Origin of the sequence: Pseudomonas sp. UBT (genome assembly GCF_050915955.1) — a bacterium.
Taxonomy (GTDB): Bacteria; Pseudomonadota; Gammaproteobacteria; order Pseudomonadales; family Pseudomonadaceae; genus Aquipseudomonas; species Aquipseudomonas antarctica_A.
Genome location: NZ_CP168079.1, coordinates 1,576,740 through 1,592,724, shown reverse-complemented (window position 1 = coordinate 1,592,724; position 15,985 = coordinate 1,576,740). Strand labels below are relative to the sequence as shown.

At 60.4% G+C, this 15,985-nt stretch carries 15 protein-coding genes; 4 read left to right on the top strand and 11 right to left on the bottom strand.

Annotation, left to right across the window (positions count from 1 at the left end; genetic code table 11):
- Positions 1-343: 343 nt before the first annotated feature.
- The 7 genes from tauD to ACDZ94_RS07275 form a co-directional block, all read right to left on the bottom strand.
- Complete coding sequence (gene tauD, locus ACDZ94_RS07305) at positions 344-1,180, bottom strand: taurine dioxygenase (protein ID WP_407015955.1); 837 nt, start codon at positions 1,178-1,180, stop codon at positions 344-346.
- 11 nt (positions 1,181-1,191) lie between these two features.
- Positions 1,192-2,028, bottom strand: coding sequence for a taurine ABC transporter permease TauC (gene tauC / locus ACDZ94_RS07300; RefSeq protein ID WP_432751260.1), 837 nt, complete (start codon positions 2,026-2,028; stop codon positions 1,192-1,194).
- Entirely contained in the window at positions 2,025-2,804 is a 780-nt protein-coding gene (gene tauB, locus ACDZ94_RS07295; protein WP_064450187.1) for a taurine ABC transporter ATP-binding subunit, read from the bottom strand. Before tauB ends, tauC begins: the two co-directional genes overlap by 4 nt.
- A 17-nt stretch (positions 2,805-2,821) precedes the next feature.
- The gene (gene tauA / locus ACDZ94_RS07290) at positions 2,822-3,799 is read right to left on the bottom strand and encodes a taurine ABC transporter substrate-binding protein (RefSeq protein ID WP_064450188.1); all 978 of its coding nucleotides are present in this window, start codon (positions 3,797-3,799) and stop codon (positions 2,822-2,824) included.
- A gap of 263 nt (positions 3,800-4,062) precedes the next feature.
- Complete coding sequence (gene gshA, locus ACDZ94_RS07285; protein ID WP_432751259.1) at positions 4,063-5,646, bottom strand: glutamate--cysteine ligase; 1,584 nt, start codon at positions 5,644-5,646, stop codon at positions 4,063-4,065.
- A 214-nt stretch (positions 5,647-5,860) separates the two neighbouring features.
- On the bottom strand, positions 5,861-6,244 hold the full coding sequence (locus ACDZ94_RS07280) for a PaaI family thioesterase (RefSeq protein ID WP_064450190.1): 384 nt from the start codon (positions 6,242-6,244) through the stop codon (positions 5,861-5,863).
- Positions 6,244-8,568 carry a Tex family protein gene (locus ACDZ94_RS07275; protein ID WP_221293652.1) on the bottom strand — a complete coding sequence of 775 codons (2,325 nt, stop codon included), beginning with the start codon at positions 8,566-8,568 and terminating at the stop codon, positions 6,244-6,246. Before ACDZ94_RS07275 ends, ACDZ94_RS07280 begins: the two co-directional genes overlap by 1 nt.
- A 356-nt stretch (positions 8,569-8,924) precedes the next feature.
- On the opposite strand from ACDZ94_RS07275, the gene ompR reads away from it, so the two are divergent.
- Together ompR and ACDZ94_RS07265 are read left to right on the top strand one after the other, a co-directional pair.
- A complete protein-coding gene (ompR, locus tag ACDZ94_RS07270) occupies positions 8,925-9,665 on the top strand; it encodes an osmolarity response regulator transcription factor OmpR (protein WP_053255745.1) in 741 nt (246 codons plus the stop codon).
- A gap of 117 nt (positions 9,666-9,782) precedes the next feature.
- Positions 9,783-11,096, top strand: coding sequence for an ATP-binding protein (locus ACDZ94_RS07265; protein WP_064450192.1), 1,314 nt, complete (start codon positions 9,783-9,785; stop codon positions 11,094-11,096).
- 78 nt (positions 11,097-11,174) lie between these two features.
- On the opposite strand, the gene rimK is transcribed toward ACDZ94_RS07265, so the two are convergent.
- From rimK to ACDZ94_RS07250, 3 genes are all read right to left on the bottom strand, one after another.
- Positions 11,175-12,080: a 30S ribosomal protein S6--L-glutamate ligase gene (rimK, locus tag ACDZ94_RS07260; protein WP_003213178.1), complete on the bottom strand. Its 906-nt coding sequence runs from the start codon at positions 12,078-12,080 to the stop codon at positions 11,175-11,177.
- The gene (locus ACDZ94_RS07255; protein WP_432751489.1) at positions 12,077-12,493 is read right to left on the bottom strand and encodes an ATP-dependent zinc protease family protein; all 417 of its coding nucleotides are present in this window, start codon (positions 12,491-12,493) and stop codon (positions 12,077-12,079) included. Before ACDZ94_RS07255 ends, rimK begins: the two co-directional genes overlap by 4 nt.
- 79 nt (positions 12,494-12,572) lie before the next feature.
- Positions 12,573-13,352 (bottom strand): EAL domain-containing protein, encoded by a 780-nt coding sequence (locus ACDZ94_RS07250; RefSeq protein ID WP_432751258.1) that lies wholly within the window; start codon positions 13,350-13,352, stop codon positions 12,573-12,575.
- Positions 13,353-13,469: 117 nt separating this feature from the next.
- On the opposite strand from ACDZ94_RS07250, the gene ACDZ94_RS07245 reads away from it, so the two are divergent.
- Positions 13,470-13,877, top strand: coding sequence for an RNA-binding S4 domain-containing protein (locus ACDZ94_RS07245; protein WP_064450195.1), 408 nt, complete (start codon positions 13,470-13,472; stop codon positions 13,875-13,877).
- Positions 13,878-14,011: 134 nt separating this feature from the next.
- On the opposite strand, the gene ACDZ94_RS07240 is transcribed toward ACDZ94_RS07245, so the two are convergent.
- Positions 14,012-14,815, bottom strand: coding sequence for a phosphatase PAP2 family protein (locus tag ACDZ94_RS07240; protein ID WP_432751257.1), 804 nt, complete (start codon positions 14,813-14,815; stop codon positions 14,012-14,014).
- A 103-nt stretch (positions 14,816-14,918) separates the two neighbouring features.
- Between ACDZ94_RS07240 and hslO the strand changes: the two genes are divergently transcribed.
- The gene (gene hslO, locus ACDZ94_RS07235; RefSeq protein WP_064450197.1) at positions 14,919-15,821 is read left to right on the top strand and encodes an Hsp33 family molecular chaperone HslO; all 903 of its coding nucleotides are present in this window, start codon (positions 14,919-14,921) and stop codon (positions 15,819-15,821) included.
- The last annotated feature ends 164 nt before the right edge of the window (positions 15,822-15,985 follow it).

The window sequence follows — 15,985 nt, the reverse complement described above, 5'->3', positions numbered from 1 at the left end:
TGACCCGGCGCTATCGCAGGTAAACCAGCTCCCACATTTTTGATCTTCTGTGGGGCGAAATCAGCCGGCGTGCGCGGTTCCTGTGGGAGCCGGGCTTGCCCGCGATGGCGGTGTGTCAGTCGATGAATGTATTGGCTGACCCGGCGCTATCGCAGGTAAACCAGCTCCCACATTTTTGATCTTCTGTGGGGCGAAATCATCCGGTGTGCGCGGTTCCTGTGGGAGCCGGGCTTGCCCGCGATGGCGGTGTGTCAGTCGATGAATGTGTTGGCTGACCCGACGCTATCGCAGGCAAGCCAGCCCACACATTTTGATCTTCAGTGATGCTGATGGCGTGCTTGGCTTAGAACGGCACATCGCCCAGAATCGTCGCCCGATGCATCACCCGCCGCTGCGGCCGGTAGTCATCCACCGCGTAATGCTGGGTCACGCGGTTATCCCAGAAGGCCACGTCATTCTCCTGCCAGCGCCACCGAATGGTGAATTCCGGCCGTGTTGCGTGGGCGAACAGCAGTTTCAAAATCGCCTCGCTTTCCGCCGGTTCCAGCTCGTTGATCCGGGTGGTAAATCCATCACTGACAAACAGCGACTTACGCCCGCTCACCGGGTGTGTACGCACCACCGGGTGCGACAGCGGCGGGTTCTTCTTGCGGGTTTCTTCCCAGCGCGCCAAGTCTTCAGCCGTATTGCCAAAGCGTTCCAGCGGGAAGGATTTAGTGAAATCGTGAGTGGCCGTCAGGCCATCGAGCAGGCGCTTGAGCGGTGCCGACAACGCCTCGTACGCCGCAATGCCACTGGCCCACAACGTGTCGCCGCCAAACGCCGGCAGCAGCTTGGCGCTGAGCACCGCACCGAGGGCAGGGGTGGGCAGGAAGGTCACGTCGGTATGCCACACGGCGTTATCACGCACATCGGTCACCGCGGTGTCGAGGATCAGCACTTCGGGCTGTTCCGGCACGTTGGGGTAGATCGGGTGAATATGCAGGTCACCAAAATTGGCCGCGAAGCGTGCCTGTTGCTGCGGCGTGATGGCTTGGTCGCGGAAGAACAGCACCGAGTGGGTAAGCAACGCCTGTTCGATGGCGTTGCGCTGTTCAATATTCAGCGGCTGGGTGATATCGACGCCACTGATCTGGGCGCCCAGGGCGGTGCTTAATGGGGTAACGGTCAGGCTGCTCATGCTGTTCTCACTCAGTGTGCCTGGCCATGCCAAGGCACCCATTTGCGTTGCAGGGCACGCAGGCCCATTTCCATGGCGAAGGCGATCAAGGCGATCACCAGAATCCCCAGCACCACCACGTCAGTGACCAGAAACTGTGCCGCCGACTGCACCATAAAGCCCAGGCCGCTGGTGGCGGCGATCAGCTCGGCGGCGACCAGCGTCGACCAGCCCACACCCAGGCCGATGCGCACACCGGTGAGGATGTCGGGCAGGGCGCTCGGCAGGATCACATGGCGAATCAACTGGGCACGGGTCGCGCCCAACGACTGCGCGGCACGCAGCTTGGCCGGGTCGACCGTGCGCACGCCGGTCGCGGTGGCGATGGCGATGGGCGCGAAGATCGCCAGGTAAATCAGCAGCACCTTGGACAGTTCGCCGATGCCGCACCAGATCACAATCAACGGCAAGTAGGCCAACGGCGGAATCGGCCGGTAGAACTCGATCAACGGGTCGAGAATGCCGCGGGCAATACGGTTGGAGCCGATGGCAATGCCGACCGGCACGGCAGTCAGCACCGCAAAGCCCAGGCCCAGGCCGATACGGCTCAAGCTCGCGCCCAGGTGCTGCCACAATGTGGAGTCCATGTAGCCCGTGGTCGCCAGCAGCCAGCCTTTTTGCAGCACGGCAGACGGTGGTGGCAGGAACAAGGGTTCGATCAAACCGGTAGCGGTCACGGCCCACCAGATCGCCAGCAAGGCGACCAGCGTCAGCACACTGATCCAACGCGTGCTCAGGCGGCGGCGTACCGGGATAACCGCGTGAGCCACGGGCTTGGCGGCCGTGGCGGGGAGTTCGTAGCTGCTCATGCGGACACCTGCCGTTGGGAGAACACTTTGCCCAGCACGTGCTCACGGGTTTCGATAAAGCGCGGGTCGGACTTGATCGCCCGGGCCGATTCACCGGCGGCGTAGCGTTGGCCGAAGTCCAGGTGCAGGCGTTCGACGATCTGGCCCGGGTTGGGCGCCAACAGGATCAAATCGGTGGCGAGAAAGACCGCTTCTTCGATGTCGTGAGTAATCAGGAATACCGGTTTGGCCGTGCGCCGCCAGACTTGCAGCAGCAACTCCTGCATCTGTTCGCGCGTGAAGGCATCCAGCGCGCCGAAGGGTTCATCCATCAGCAACACGCGAGGGTCGGCCGCCAGGGCGCGGGCCAGGCCCACACGCTGCTTCTGGCCGCCGGAGAGTTGCCAGATGCGGCGGCTGTCGAAACCGGCGAGGTCGACCAGGGCGAGCATTTCCCGCGCGCGCACTTCACGTTGCGCCTTGGGTACGCCGGCCAGTTCGAGACCGAAGCCAACGTTGGCCAGCACGTCCTGCCACGGCAGCAGGGCGTCGTCCTGGAACACCACGCCACGTTCGGCGCTGGGGCCTTTGACTGGCACGCCATCGAGGGTGATGCGCCCGGCAGAAGGTTCGACGAAACCGGCAATCAGGTTCAACAGCGAGGTCTTGCCACTGCCGGACGGCCCGAGAGCCACCAGCAATTGCTGAGGCCCAAGGTCGAGTGAGATGTCAGACAGTACCGGTTCTGTGGCGCCTGGGTACTGTGCGCTGATGCGCTCCAGTTGTAGCAAGGCCATCGCAATGAACTCCCGAATCAGTGAGTGATGAACTTGGCGCTGATGTAAGGCGCGTAGTCCGGCAGCACGGCGTCGACCTTGCCTTGTTCCTTGAGGAACGCGGCGGTATCGGTCACCGCTTTGGTGGTCGGTGCGCCCAGCAGCGTCACCTGGTCAGCGGCCAGCGGGTAAACGTTGCCTTGCAGCAGCAGCGGGATATCGCTGGCCTTGGCGCCGGAGAGCTTCACCAGTTTGTCGACGTTGCCTGTGTCGGCGAGCCAGGCTTGTGGGTCTTTGCGATACGCGGCGTAGGCATCCAACGTGACTTTGGCGAAGGCGCTGACGATTTCCGGGTGTTTCTCGGCGAAGTCTTTACGCACGATCCACGCATCGAAGGTCGGCGCGCCGAACTTGGCCAATTCGCCGGAGGTGATCAGCACCTTGCCGTTTTCCTTTGCCACGCCCAGGGCGGGGTCCCAAACGTAGGTCGCGTCGATATCACCGCGCTTCCAGGCGGCGATGATCGCCGGTGGCGCGAGGTTGAGGATCGTGACTTTCGACGGGTCGATGTTCCAGTGCTTCAGCGCGGCCAACAGACTGTAGTGGCCGGTGGATACGAACGGCACGGCGATTTTTTTACCGACCAGGTCCTGCGGGCTGTTGATCCCCGAACCATTACGCGCCACCAGGGCTTCGGCGCCGCCGATCTGGGTGGCCACGAGGAAGGTTTCCACCGGTACTTTGCGGGTGACGGCAGCGGTCAGCGGGCTGGAACCGAGGTAACCGATCTGCACGTCGCCGGAGGCGATGGCGGCGATGATGTCGGCGCCATTGTCGAATTTGCGCCAGTCGATCTTGGCATGGGTGGCTTTTTCATACGCGCCGTCGGCCTGGGCGACTTTGGCCGGGTCCACGGTGGTCTGGTAAGCGATGGTCACATCCGCCGCCTGTGCAAACAGGCTGGCACCGGCCAGGGACAACGCCGCCAGGAGGCGGAGAGGGAAATGCAGTTTCAAGGGGAAGCTCCTCAATCAGGCGGCCGAGGGTCGGCGAGTGAGGAGACTAAATGATCTAAGAATCCGAAAATAAATAACATTTTCGAATTAGCTTATGAGGAGAAAGGTGAAAGACGCTCTTCAGTCAAAAGCGGGCAAATGCGGGAGGGGGCTTGCTCCCGATGGCGGTAGGCCAGTCAATGATAGATGACTGATAATCCGCTATCGGGAGCAAGCCCCCTCCCACATAAAGCCCATTCCCATGAGGGATTGAGCTCGGCTTTTTAGTTGCTGATCGCCAGGATGCTCGCCTGGTACGACCCGACAAACACATCAAAGTCGCCCACTTCGTTCTGCTCCAGTTCCGCCTGTTGCGCCAGCGACGTGCGCGCCAGTTCCTCAAAACGTGCCTGCTCTGCAGCCGGCAACGGCTCTTTACGGAAGTACTCGGCATGCACCTCGCTTTGGTGCAGGGAGAACTGCGCAAAACTCTCTTTGCGCTCGGCCATCGCCGCCAGCACCTGGGCCGATGGCGTCAGAGAAGGGTCTTTGACCTTCGCCAACTGAGCGTCCAGTGCCTGGCTGTGTTCCTGGATACCGTGGCTTTCGTCAAGCAACGCGGCCAACGGCGCAATCTGCTCCAGCAGCTCCGTGGCCCATTCCTTCATGTCCACGGGCTGGCCCTGACGCTGCAACTGCAGGCCTGGGCGGCGACCTTCCTTGACCACACTGAGGAAGTTGGAGGTGGCATTGCCGCACTCGTTGTTGGCGAACAGCGGGCTGTCGTTCAACGCGCAGTACAGCAGGAACGCGTCGAGGAAGCGCGATTCCGGCAGGTCGATACCCATCGGCAGGAACGGGTTGATGTCCAGGCAACGCACTTCGATGTACTGAATGCCACGGGCCATCAGCGCCTGGATCGGCCGTTCGCCAGTGTAGGTCACGCGCTTGGGGCGAATGTTGGAGTAGTACTCGTTTTCGATCTGCAGGATGTTGGTGTTGAGCTGAACCCACTCACCGTCCTTATGGGTGCCGACTTCGACGTAAGGTGCGTAGGGCGTTGCCACCGCTTCACGCAGGCTGTCGGTGTAGCTGCTCAGATCGTTGTAGCACGGCGTCAGGCCCGCCTGGGCGTTGCTCTGGTAACCCAGGTCGCTCATGCGCAGGCTGGTGGCGTAGGGCAGGTACAGCGTGTCGGCGTCCAACGCCTCCAGCTGGTGCGAGCGACCGCGCAGGAAGCCGGCGTCCAGTGCCGGTGAGGCACCAAACAGGTACATCAACAGCCAGCTGTAGCGACGGAAGTTACGGATCAGCGCGATATACGCGGTGGACTGGTAGTCGCGGTCGGTGCCGACGAAACCTTCAGTCTCCTTGAGCAACGGCCACAACTGTTCCGGCAGGGAAAAGTTGTAGTGAATGCCGGCGATGCACTGCATGGTCTTGCCGTAACGCAGGGCCAGGCCCTTGCGGTACACGTACTTGAGTTGTCCGATATTCGAGGTGCCGTAGTAGGCAATCGGAATATCTTCCTCGGCCGGCAACGGGCACGGCATCGAAGGGCTCCACAGGTACTCGTTGCCGAGTTTGCTGTAGGCAAAACGATGGATCTTGTCCAGGCTGCTCAGGGTATCGGCCGGGTTGGGCAGGGCGGGAGTGATGAACTCCAGCAGCGATTCCGAGTAGTCGGTGGTGATCAATTCGTTGGTCAACGCAGCGCCCAGGGCTTCAGGGTGCGGCGTTTGTGCCAGGCGACCCTCATCCGTGACGCGCAGGCATTCGCGCTCGATGCCGTGCAAGCACTGCTCTAGCAGGGAGAGGTGTTCGCGCTTGCCGAGCAAGGCCAGGCGGCGGTTGAGAAGTTCGCTCAAGTTGGATTCCTTCACGCGTCAGTCGCCCCAATATGGGGGTGGGCAGGACGGTCTACAAGGGTGAAGTTAAAACTGGCGTTATCGCCTGGTTTTGAGTCGATTTGACCCGCTTTGAAAAAGCCTACTTCACTCCATGAATTGGGCTATAGCGCAGCAAGAAAATTCCGACGCTGTTGTCGCAGCGCCGAAATTAACTCAAATCGAGGGCGGGGAGCTAGAGGACAGCGAAGGTGCCTTGTGCTTTTGCGACCAGTTTGTCCTCCTGGTACACGTCCGCCTCGACCACCAACGTGCGTCGACCGGCGTGAATCACCCGGCTGGTGCACAGCACGTCGCCGTCAGACACGGCGCGTATGTAGTTGATTTTGCACTCGATGGTTGCACTCTGCTGGTCGAAACCATGGGAACTGGAGCAGGCCAGCCCCATGGTGATATCGACCAAACTGAAAATCGCCCCGCCATGGAGCTTGCCCGCGCGGTTGCGCAGGTGCGGCTCCAGGGTCAGGGCCACCTCGGCAACGCCTTCTTCAAGGCGTTGCAGGCGGCAGCCGATCAGCTCGCTGAAGGCGCTCTGGGTCAAACCGGCTGGAATTTCCATCAACGTTTCTTCAACTGCTTGGCATTGGCGAAAAGTGACGCCATGGCGTTGTTGCTCGGCGCGGCCGTGGCGGTTTCCTTGCGCGGCGCGTTATTCTGCGACGGGCGCGGCGCCGAGCCTGGGCGTGCACCACGGGCGCCGTCGATTTTCTCGCCGGGGGTGTCGCTCATGCGCATCGACAGGCCGACGCGTTTGCGTGGGATATCGACTTCCATGACCTTGACCTTCACCACGTCACCGGCTTTCACCGCTTCGCGAGGGTCCTTGATGAACTTCTCCGAAAGCGCAGAGATATGCACCAAACCGTCCTGATGCACGCCGATGTCCACAAAGGCACCGAAGTTGGTCACGTTGGTCACCACACCTTCGAGGATCATGCCCAGTTGCAAGTCCTTGAGGTCTTCGACGCCGTCCTGGAACTCGGCCGTCTTGAACCCGGGACGCGGGTCGCGGCCTGGTTTTTCCAGCTCTTGCAGAATGTCGGTGATGGTCGGCACGCCGAAGGTTTCGTCGGTGTACTTCTTCGGGTCCAGGCGCTTGAGGAACGCGGCGTCGCCGATCAGCGAGCGGATGTCGCGGTCGGTCTCGGCGGCAATGCGCTGCACCAGCGGGTAGGCTTCCGGGTGAACTGCGGAGGCATCCAGCGGGTTATCGCCGTTCATCACGCGTAGGAAGCCAGCGGCCTGTTCAAAGGTTTTTTCACCTAGGCGTGCGACTTTTTTCAGTGCCGCACGGGTTTTGAACGCGCCATTCTCGTCGCGGTGGGTAACGATGTTCTGCGCCAGGGTGGTGTTGAGGCCGGAGATGCGCGCCAGCAGCGCCACGGAGGCAGTGTTCACGTCCACGCCCACGGCGTTTACGCAGTCTTCCACCACCGCATCCAGGCCGCGTGCCAGTTTCAGCTGCGACACGTCGTGCTGGTATTGGCCGACACCAATGGATTTAGGGTCGATTTTCACCAACTCGGCCAGCGGGTCTTGCAGGCGGCGAGCAATGGAAACCGCGCCACGGATCGATACGTCGAGGTCCGGGAATTCCTTGGAGGCCAGCTCCGAGGCCGAGTACACCGAAGCGCCGGCCTCGGAGACCATGACTTTGGTCATCTTCATGGCTGGGTATTTTTTGATCAGTTCGGCGGCCAGCTTGTCGGTTTCACGGCTGGCGGTGCCGTTGCCGATGGCGATCAGGTCCACGGCGTGCTTGGCGCACAGCGCGGCCAGGATCGCCAGGGTCTGGTCCCACTTGTTGTGCGGCACATGCGGGTACACGGTGGCGTGGTCCAGCAGCTTGCCCGTGGCGTCGACCACGGCAACCTTGCAACCGGTGCGCAGGCCCGGGTCGAGGCCCAGTGTGGCGCGCGGGCCGGCTGGCGCGGCCAGCAGCAGGTCGTGCAGGTTGTGGGCGAAGACGTTGATCGCCTCGGTTTCGGCGCCGTCGCGCAGCTCGCCGAGCAGGTCGGTTTCCAGGTGGGTGTAGAGCTTGACCTTCCAGGTCCAGCGCACGACTTCACCGAGCCACTTGTCCGCAGGACGGTTCTGATTCTGGATGCCGAATTGTTGACCGATCATGCCTTCGCACGGGTGCATGGTGCCCGGCAGCTCGTCGCCGACTTTCAGCGCGGAACTGAGAATGCCTTCGTTGCGACCACGGAAAATGGCGAGTGCACGGTGGGACGGCATACTTTTCAGCGGTTCATCGTGTTCGAAGTAATCGCGGAACTTGGCGCCTTCTTCCTCTTTGCCGGCGATGACGCGGGCGCTGAGGATGGCTTCCTGCTTGAGGTAGGAACGCAGTTTTTCCAGCAGGCTGGCGTTTTCGGCGAAACGCTCCATGAGGATATATTTGGCGCCTTCGAGGGCAGCCTTGACGTCGGCGACACCTTTTTCGGCGTCGATAAAGCGCGCGGCTTCGGTTTCCGGGGTCAGCGACGGGTCGTTGAACAGGCCGTCAGCCAGGTCGCCCAGGCCGGCTTCCAGGGCGATCTGGCCCTTGGTGCGGCGTTTCTGTTTGTACGGCAGGTAAAGGTCTTCGAGGCGAGTCTTGGTGTCGGCGAGCTTGATGTCGCGTTCCAATTGCGGCGTCAACTTGCCTTGCTCCTCGATGCTGGCGAGGATGCTGATGCGCCGTTCGTCGAGTTCTCGCAGGTAACGCAGGCGCTCTTCCAGGTGACGCAATTGGATGTCGTCGAGGCTGCCGGTCACTTCTTTACGGTAGCGGGCGATGAAAGGCACCGTGGAGCCTTCATCCAGTAGAGCGACGGCCGCTTCGACCTGTTGTGGGCGTACACCGAGTTCCTCGGCAATGCGGCTGTTGATGCTGTCCATAAAACCACCTGAAATTCTGAAAGCAGCTCGCAGGCCCGGAAAACAAGGCGTTGCGAGGCTGGTTGAGCGGCCCTACCGGCGCCGCTGCCTGGGTCGATAGGCTGCCTATTGACCCGCGAAATCGGGAAATTGCTGCCCGCCGCTGAAAAAACTGCTGAGGCAGTAAACAGTAAAGTCTGACAGTGCCCTGCACGAAGGCGCCGCATTATAACCAGCGTTCTGCCCTTGGGGGGTACTGCGCCAGTGGTTGTAGGACGCGGGTTCGCTGGCGGTGGAGGAAAAATCTGCTAACAATGCACACGGTGCGTATAACGGCAGCTACGCCATAATGCGCGCCGAGATAAGAGGAGCATCTAATGAGCAGCACTGCACAAACTGCTGAAGGCGAAAAAATTCTCATCGTTGACGACGATCCGGGGCTGAGCAGCCTGCTGGAGCGTTTTTTCAACTCCAAGGGCTACCGTGCACGCGCGGTGCCGAATACCGAGCAGATGGACCGCCTGTTGGGGCGCGAAGTATTCAATCTGGTCGTGCTCGACCTGATGTTGCCCGGCGAAGACGGCCTCACCGCCTGCAAACGCCTGCGCGGCGCGAACAACCAGATTCCAATCATCATGCTTACCGCCAAGGGCGATGAGCTGAGCCGCATCAAGGGCCTTGAACTGGGTGCTGATGACTACCTGGCCAAGCCGTTCAACCCTGATGAGTTGATGGCCCGGGTCAAAGCCGTACTCCGTCGCCAGGCAGCTCCGGTTCCGGGTGCGCCGGGCAGCGAAGACGAAAGCGTCACTTTTGGCGACTACGAACTGTCGCTGGCGACCCGTGAGCTCAAGCGTGGCGAAGAAGTGCACATGCTCACCACCGGCGAATTCGCTGTGCTCAAGGCCCTGGTGATGAATGCTCGCCAGCCGCTGACGCGCGACAAGCTGATGAACCTGGCCCGTGGCCGGGAATGGGACGCCCTGGAGCGCTCCATCGACGTGCAGATCTCCCGTCTGCGCCGAATGATCGAGCCGGACCCGTCCAAGCCGCGGTACATCCAGACGGTGTGGGGCGTGGGTTATGTGTTTGTGCCGGATGGCACTGCAACCAAGTGACCGATGATTTGCAGGGGCGGGCATCCTGGCGATTGACTCCATGAGGGTCGACGGGATGCCCGGCGTCTGCAATTCTGCGAGCGCCGCTCGTTCTTGCAAGGTGTCTAGCTGTCTCCTATGAAAACCCCGCTGTGGTTCCCGCAAAGTTTCTTTTCCCGCACCCTTTGGCTGGTGCTGATCGTCGTTCTGTTTTCCAAGGCGCTGACGCTGGTTTATCTGTTGATGAACGAAGACGTGCTGGTCGATCGACAATACAGCCACGGTGTTGCCCTGACACTGCGCGCCTATTGGGCTGCCGACCCCGAGAACCGCGAGAAGATCGCCAAAGCTGCCACCCTGGTTCGCGTCGCCGGAGCAGGTGTGCCGGAAGGCGAGCAGCATTGGCCTTACAGTGAGATTTACCAACGCCAGATGCAGGCCGAACTGGGTGAAGACACCGAGGTGCGGCTGCGTATGCATGTGTCACCCGCGTTATGGGTGCGTGCGCCAAGCCTGGGGCAGGATTGGCTGAAAGTGCCGCTGTACCCGCATCCGCTGCGAGGGCAGAAGATCTGGAACGTGCTGGGCTGGTTCCTGGCGATCGGCTTGCTTTCAACGGCGTCCGCGTGGATTTTTGTGCGCCAGCTCAACCAACCCCTCAAACGCCTGGTATTTGCCGCCCGCCAACTGGGACAAGGGCGTAGCGTGCGCCTGCCGATCAGCGACACGCCCAGTGAGATGACCGAGGTGTACGGCGCCTTCAATCAGATGGCGGAAGATGTCGAACAGGCCGGTCGCGAACGCGAGCTGATGCTGGCGGGTGTGTCCCATGACCTGCGCACACCGCTGACGCGCTTGCGCCTGTCCCTGGAGTTGATGGGCAATCATTCCGACCTGACCGATGACATGGTGCGCGATATCGAGGACATGGACGCGATTCTTGACCAGTTCCTCGCGTTTATCCGTGATGGCCGTGATGAGGTGGTCGAAGAGGTCGACCTGACTGAACTGGTGCGTGAAGTGGTGGCGCCCTACAACCAGAACGGCGAGCAGGTGCGCATGCGCCTGGAGCCGATCCAGCCGTTTGCGTTGCGTCGCATATCCATGAAGCGTCTGCTGAACAACTTGATCGGCAACGCTTTGCATCACGCAGGTTCGGATGTCGAAGTGGCCGCGTATGTGTCCGGCGACAGCACCGCGCCTTATGTGGTGTTGAGTGTGATGGACCGAGGTACGGGTATCGACCCCGCGGAACTGGAAGGTATTTTCAACCCGTTCACCCGTGGCGACCGTGCCCGGGGTGGTAAAGGTACGGGGTTGGGGTTGGCGATTGTGCGTCGGATTGCTTCGATGCATGGCGGCAATGTTGAGTTGCGCAACCGGGAAGAGGGTGGCCTGGAGGCGCGGGTGCGGTTGCCGCTTGGCCTGATGCTGCCTAGAGACGCGGTCTGACAAACAACTCAAATCAAATGGGGAGCTGGCTAGCCAGCTCCCCATTTGTTTTTAAAGGGTGCCAAAACTTTCTGCGTATCAGCCCTTGCCCTTGGTCCTGGTCATATTCGGCCCACCACTCTTCTCCAGATGCTGAATGATGATCCCCGCCACATCCTTCCCGGTGGTGGTCTCGATCCCTTCCAGGCCCGGCGATGAATTCACTTCCATCACCAATGGCCCGTGGTTGGAACGCAAGATATCCACACCCGCTACGCTCAACCCCATCACCTTGGCTGCCCGCAGCGCAGTCATACGTTCTTCCGGGGTGATCTTGATCAGGCTGGCACTGCCGCCACGGTGCAGGTTGGAACGGAATTCCCCTGGCTTGGCCTGGCGTTTCATCGCCGCAATCACCTTGTCGCCCACCACGAAGCAACGGATATCCGCACCGCCGGCTTCCTTGATGTACTCCTGCACCATGATGTTCTGTTTGAGGCCCATGAACGCCTCGATCACCGACTCGGCTGCGGTTGCGGTTTCGCACAGCACCACGCCGATGCCCTGGGTGCCTTCGAGCACCTTGATCACCAGCGGCGCGCCGTTGACCATTTCGATCAGGTCGGGGATGTCATCGGGGGAGTGGGCAAAACCGGTCACCGGCAGGCCGATCCCGCGACGCGACAGCAACTGCAGTGAGCGCAGCTTGTCCCGCGAGCGGGCGATGGCCACCGATTCATTGAGGGGCGAGACCCCCATCATTTCGAACTGGCGCAACACCGCGCAGCCATAGAACGTCACCGAGGCGCCGATCCGTGGGATCACCGCATCGAAGCCTTCCAGCGGCTTGCCCCGGTAGTGGATCTGCGGCTTGTGGCTGGCAATGTTCATATAGGCACGTAACGTGTCGATCACCACCATTTCATGGCCACGTTCGGTGCCGGCCTCGACCAGGCGGCGGGTGGAATACAGACGCGGGTTTCGCGACAGCACAGCAATCTTCATGCAGCACCTGGGGCAGAAATAGTAGAGACCGGGAACACCGGCTTGTCTTGAACGTACTTGACGCCGGGATTGACCACCAGATGGCCGTCAATCAAAGCCTTGGAGCCCAGCAGCAGGCGGTAACGCATGGCCTTGCGGCAGGCGAGGGTGAACTCCACCCGCCACACCCGATCACCCATCGCCAGGGTGGTGCTGATCACATAGCGCACCTGCGCGTGGCCGTTGGAGCTCTTGATGGTTTTCATCGTCACCAGCGGCGCCTCGCAACGGCGGTGACGCAGTTGCACCACGCTGCCCAAGTGCGCGGTAAAGCGCACCCACTTCTCTCCGTCGCGCTCAAACGGCTCGATCTCGGTCGCGTGCAGGCTCGAGGTGCTGGCACCGGTGTCGATCTTCGCGCGCAGGCCAGCCACTCCCAAGTCGGGAAGCGCCACCCACTCACGCAGACCGACAACGGTCAAATGGTCAAATGTCTTCAATATGGGTAACCGGTCAGTTCGCCCAGGCCTTGGGTGAAACCTCGGCCAGGGCTTTGAATGCAGGCTTGGCGAACCAATAACCCTGCATCAGAAATATTCCGCAGTCGGACAGGAAGTCACGCTCGCCGGCACTTTCGATACCTTCGGCAATGACAGTAACGCCCAACTGCTCACAGATTGTGACAATCCCCTGGACGATTACCTGGCGGACACGATCCTGGTCGACATCGCGAATCAGCGCCATGTCGAGTTTGATCAAGTCAGGTTGGAAATCAGCCAGCAGGTTCAGCCCCGAATAGCCCGCGCCGAAATCGTCGATGGCGGTCTTGAAGCCGAATTCGCGGTATTCACGCAGAATATTGGTCAAATGGCGATAGTTATCTACATGCTCGCTTTCCAGTGTTTCGAAAATCAGCTGATTCACTGGGAAATTATGCGCGCGGGCCGCCTCAAGGGTGCTGCGAATGCACAGCTCCGGTCGGTAAACGGCATTGGGCATGAAATTGATCGAAAGATTGGTTTGCATCCCCAAGGCGGAGGCGCCGGCGATCGCCTGGGTGCGGCAGCGTTGGTCGAAGCGATAACGGTTGCTTGCGTTGACCTGACTCAGCACTGACAACGACCCTTCGCCGCTGGGGCCTCGCACTAAGGCTTCGTGGGCGAAGATCGAATGATCCCGAAGGTCTACGATAGGCTGATAGGCGAACGAAAAATCAAAACCCAAGGGTTCGCTTTGCTGGCAGCCTACGCAACCTTGGTTGGGCGAGGTGAGTGAAGTGGGAAAGTCGGTCACGGCGTATCCTCGCAAAAACAGGGTTGGTGCCTGGCGTATCTTAGGCGAGCGTTGGGGTTTATGCGTCGAAGGACTTCAACGGTAAAGTTGCGACATTTTTCAGAGCGAGGAATTCAAGTGGCTCAAAAGCAGGAAGAGGAAGAAAAGGTCCGTTTGGACAAGTGGCTGTGGGCCGCGCGTTTCTTTAAAACCCGTGCCTTGGCCAAGGCCGCCATTGAGAGTGGCAAGGTGCACCATCGCGGTGAACGCTGCAAGCCTGGCAAGGAGCCGCGCGTCGGTGATGAACTGCAGATTCGTGTGGGCTTTGATGAAAAGACCGTCGTCGTGCAGGCGCTTTCCGTCGTGCGCCGTGGAGCACCCGAAGCGCAGGCGCTGTACACCGAAACCGAAGCCAGCATCGCCAAGCGCGAAAAAGCAGCGGCCATGCGCAAGGCGGGGGCTACCGGCATGACCACGGATGGCAAACCGAGCAAGAAGCAGCGTCGCGATTTGTTCAAATTTCGCGGCAGCGGCAATGATGATTGATCGTGCAAATCTCCAGCAACATGGCGATCAAACGGGGGCGCTGGCTTGCCTGCGATAGCATCAGGTCAGCCAGTCTCCCAGTCACTGACTCGCCGCTATCGCCGGCAAGCCAGCTCCCACCTGAATCGACTGCTTCAGGCGGCTGTGCGTATGACGCTCAATCGCCCGACTACTGGCAGCTTACCCAGCAACCCGAAGATCGGTGCCGTCAGCCGCAACAAAGCGTCCGATACCTTCGCTGCAAACGGCGTGTAATACCCCCAGCCCAGCGCCAACAACGCCAGTAGCACTCCGCCGATGTAATCGTCCTGTCCCCAATGCGCGCCCGCCACCAATCGCGGCATCATGAACAACAGCGTCAGGCCCCAGATCACCAGCACCTGGCCGATTCGCTTGGCAAACACCGTCATGAACAGGCCCCAGATCAACAACACCGAAGCATGATCGCCCGGGAAGCTCTGGCTGGAACGGTCCTTCAACTCCCAGGTTTTCTCCAGGCCGGGGAAATAGTCACTCATATGAACCGCGCCAGCGATCACCATCGACGGGCTGCTGTGCTGCCAGCCCATCTGCGCCACCAGTTTGGAAAAGAGCATGCGGATAAACAGCAACAGCAGCAAAATACCGAAAAAGCCAAAAAATGCCTGGCGTACTTGAACGGCCTTGAACACCCAGTCACCGCGTATCAGCAGCATCAGCAAAATCACCCCGACTACCGCGTCGAATGGCCGCAAACTGGCAACAGCCCACACATGCAACCACACTGAATTGCTTGCCAGCGGGTCGTTGAACAGATGAAACAGCCATTCGTCGAATACCACACACAGCATCTGCCCCGTGGGCCACAGCCAAAAACACAGCAGCCCGATAGCGAGTAGATTGCAAAAGGCCCATCCCCCGAGGTTCCACTTGGCTTGGAACAAACCCGGATTGTTCATAAACTGTCCCTCACTGCTCTAGAAAACCGCACCAAAATGGTGCTAAAGCGTTTAATTCTATAAACCTTGTAATTAATTTGTCATCAATTCAGATACCAGACCTATGACTGATCTACCGGATACCGACTTCACCCAACGCTTCATCTTCGACGAGAACGACGCCCGCGGCGAACTGGTCTCGCTGGAGCGCAGCTATGCCGAAGTCCTTGCCAAGCACCCCTATCCGGAGCCGGTCGCGCAACTGCTCGGAGAGTTGATGGCGGCGGCGTCGCTGCTGGTGGGCACCATGAAGTTCGACGGTTTGCTGATTCTGCAGGCCCGCTCCGAAGGCCCGGTGCCGATGCTGATGATCGAATGTTCCAGCGAGCGTGAAATCCGTGGCCTGGCCCGTTACGACGCCGACCTGATCGCGCCGGACGCCACCCTGTCCGACCTGATGGCCAACGGCGTGCTGGCGATCACCGTTGACCCGACGGAAGGCCAGCGTTACCAGGGCATTGTCGACCTCGACGGCGAGACCCTGTCGGACTGCTTCACCAACTATTTTGTGATGTCCCAGCAAGTCGGCACCAAGTTCTGGCTCAATGCCGACGGCAAGCGCGCCCGTGGCCTGTTGCTGCAGCAACTGCCTGCCGACCGCATCAAGGACGACGACGAGCGCACCGACAGCTGGCGCAAGCTGACCGCCCTGGCCGGTACCCTGACCGCTGAAGAGCTGCTGGGCCTGGACAACGAAACCATCCTGCACCGCCTTTACCACGAAGAGGCCGTGCGCCTGTTCGACGCACAGGGCCTGCGCTTCCGTTGCAGTTGCTCCCGTGAGCGCTCGGCCAATGCCTTGGTCAGCCTGGGCCTGGAAGATGCGCAGAATCTGGTAGTGGAGCACGGCGGCAATATCGAGATCGACTGCCAGTTCTGCAACCAGCGCTACCTGTTCGATGCCGCCGATGTCGCCCAATTATTCGCTGGCGCAGGCATCGATACCCCTTCTGACACCCGCCACTAAAACGTTTAAGCACAGGTAAATCACCTGACAAACGCCGGATTAGCGCAGTTCTGACGGGAGGGCCCTACTTTTTTTGGGCTTTTCTGGCATAATCCGGCCCACTTTTTTCGCGGTAGTAGTGCGCAACTTTCTACTACAAAACGTTTGGAGCACTCGGCCATAGG

Excerpts from the sequence above, each read along its gene's own strand:
- tauD (WP_407015955.1), bottom strand. The coding sequence starts at position 1,180 with ATGAGCAGCCTGACCGTTACCCCATTAAGCACCGCCCTGGGCGCCCAG.
- tauC (WP_432751260.1), bottom strand. The coding sequence starts at position 2,028 with ATGAGCAGCTACGAACTCCCCGCCACGGCCGCCAAGCCCGTGGCTCAC.
- tauB (WP_064450187.1), bottom strand. The coding sequence starts at position 2,804 with ATGGCCTTGCTACAACTGGAGCGCATCAGCGCACAGTACCCAGGCGCC.
- ACDZ94_RS07280 (WP_064450190.1), bottom strand. The coding sequence starts at position 6,244 with ATGGAAATTCCAGCCGGTTTGACCCAGAGCGCCTTCAGCGAGCTGATC.
- ACDZ94_RS07275 (WP_221293652.1), bottom strand. The coding sequence starts at position 8,568 with ATGGACAGCATCAACAGCCGCATTGCCGAGGAACTCGGTGTACGCCCA.
- ompR (WP_053255745.1), top strand. The coding sequence starts at position 8,925 with ATGAGCAGCACTGCACAAACTGCTGAAGGCGAAAAAATTCTCATCGTT.
- ACDZ94_RS07265 (WP_064450192.1), top strand. The coding sequence starts at position 9,783 with ATGAAAACCCCGCTGTGGTTCCCGCAAAGTTTCTTTTCCCGCACCCTT.
- rimK (WP_003213178.1), bottom strand. The coding sequence starts at position 12,080 with ATGAAGATTGCTGTGCTGTCGCGAAACCCGCGTCTGTATTCCACCCGC.
- ACDZ94_RS07240 (WP_432751257.1), bottom strand. The coding sequence starts at position 14,815 with ATGAACAATCCGGGTTTGTTCCAAGCCAAGTGGAACCTCGGGGGATGG.
- hslO (WP_064450197.1), top strand. The coding sequence starts at position 14,919 with ATGACTGATCTACCGGATACCGACTTCACCCAACGCTTCATCTTCGAC.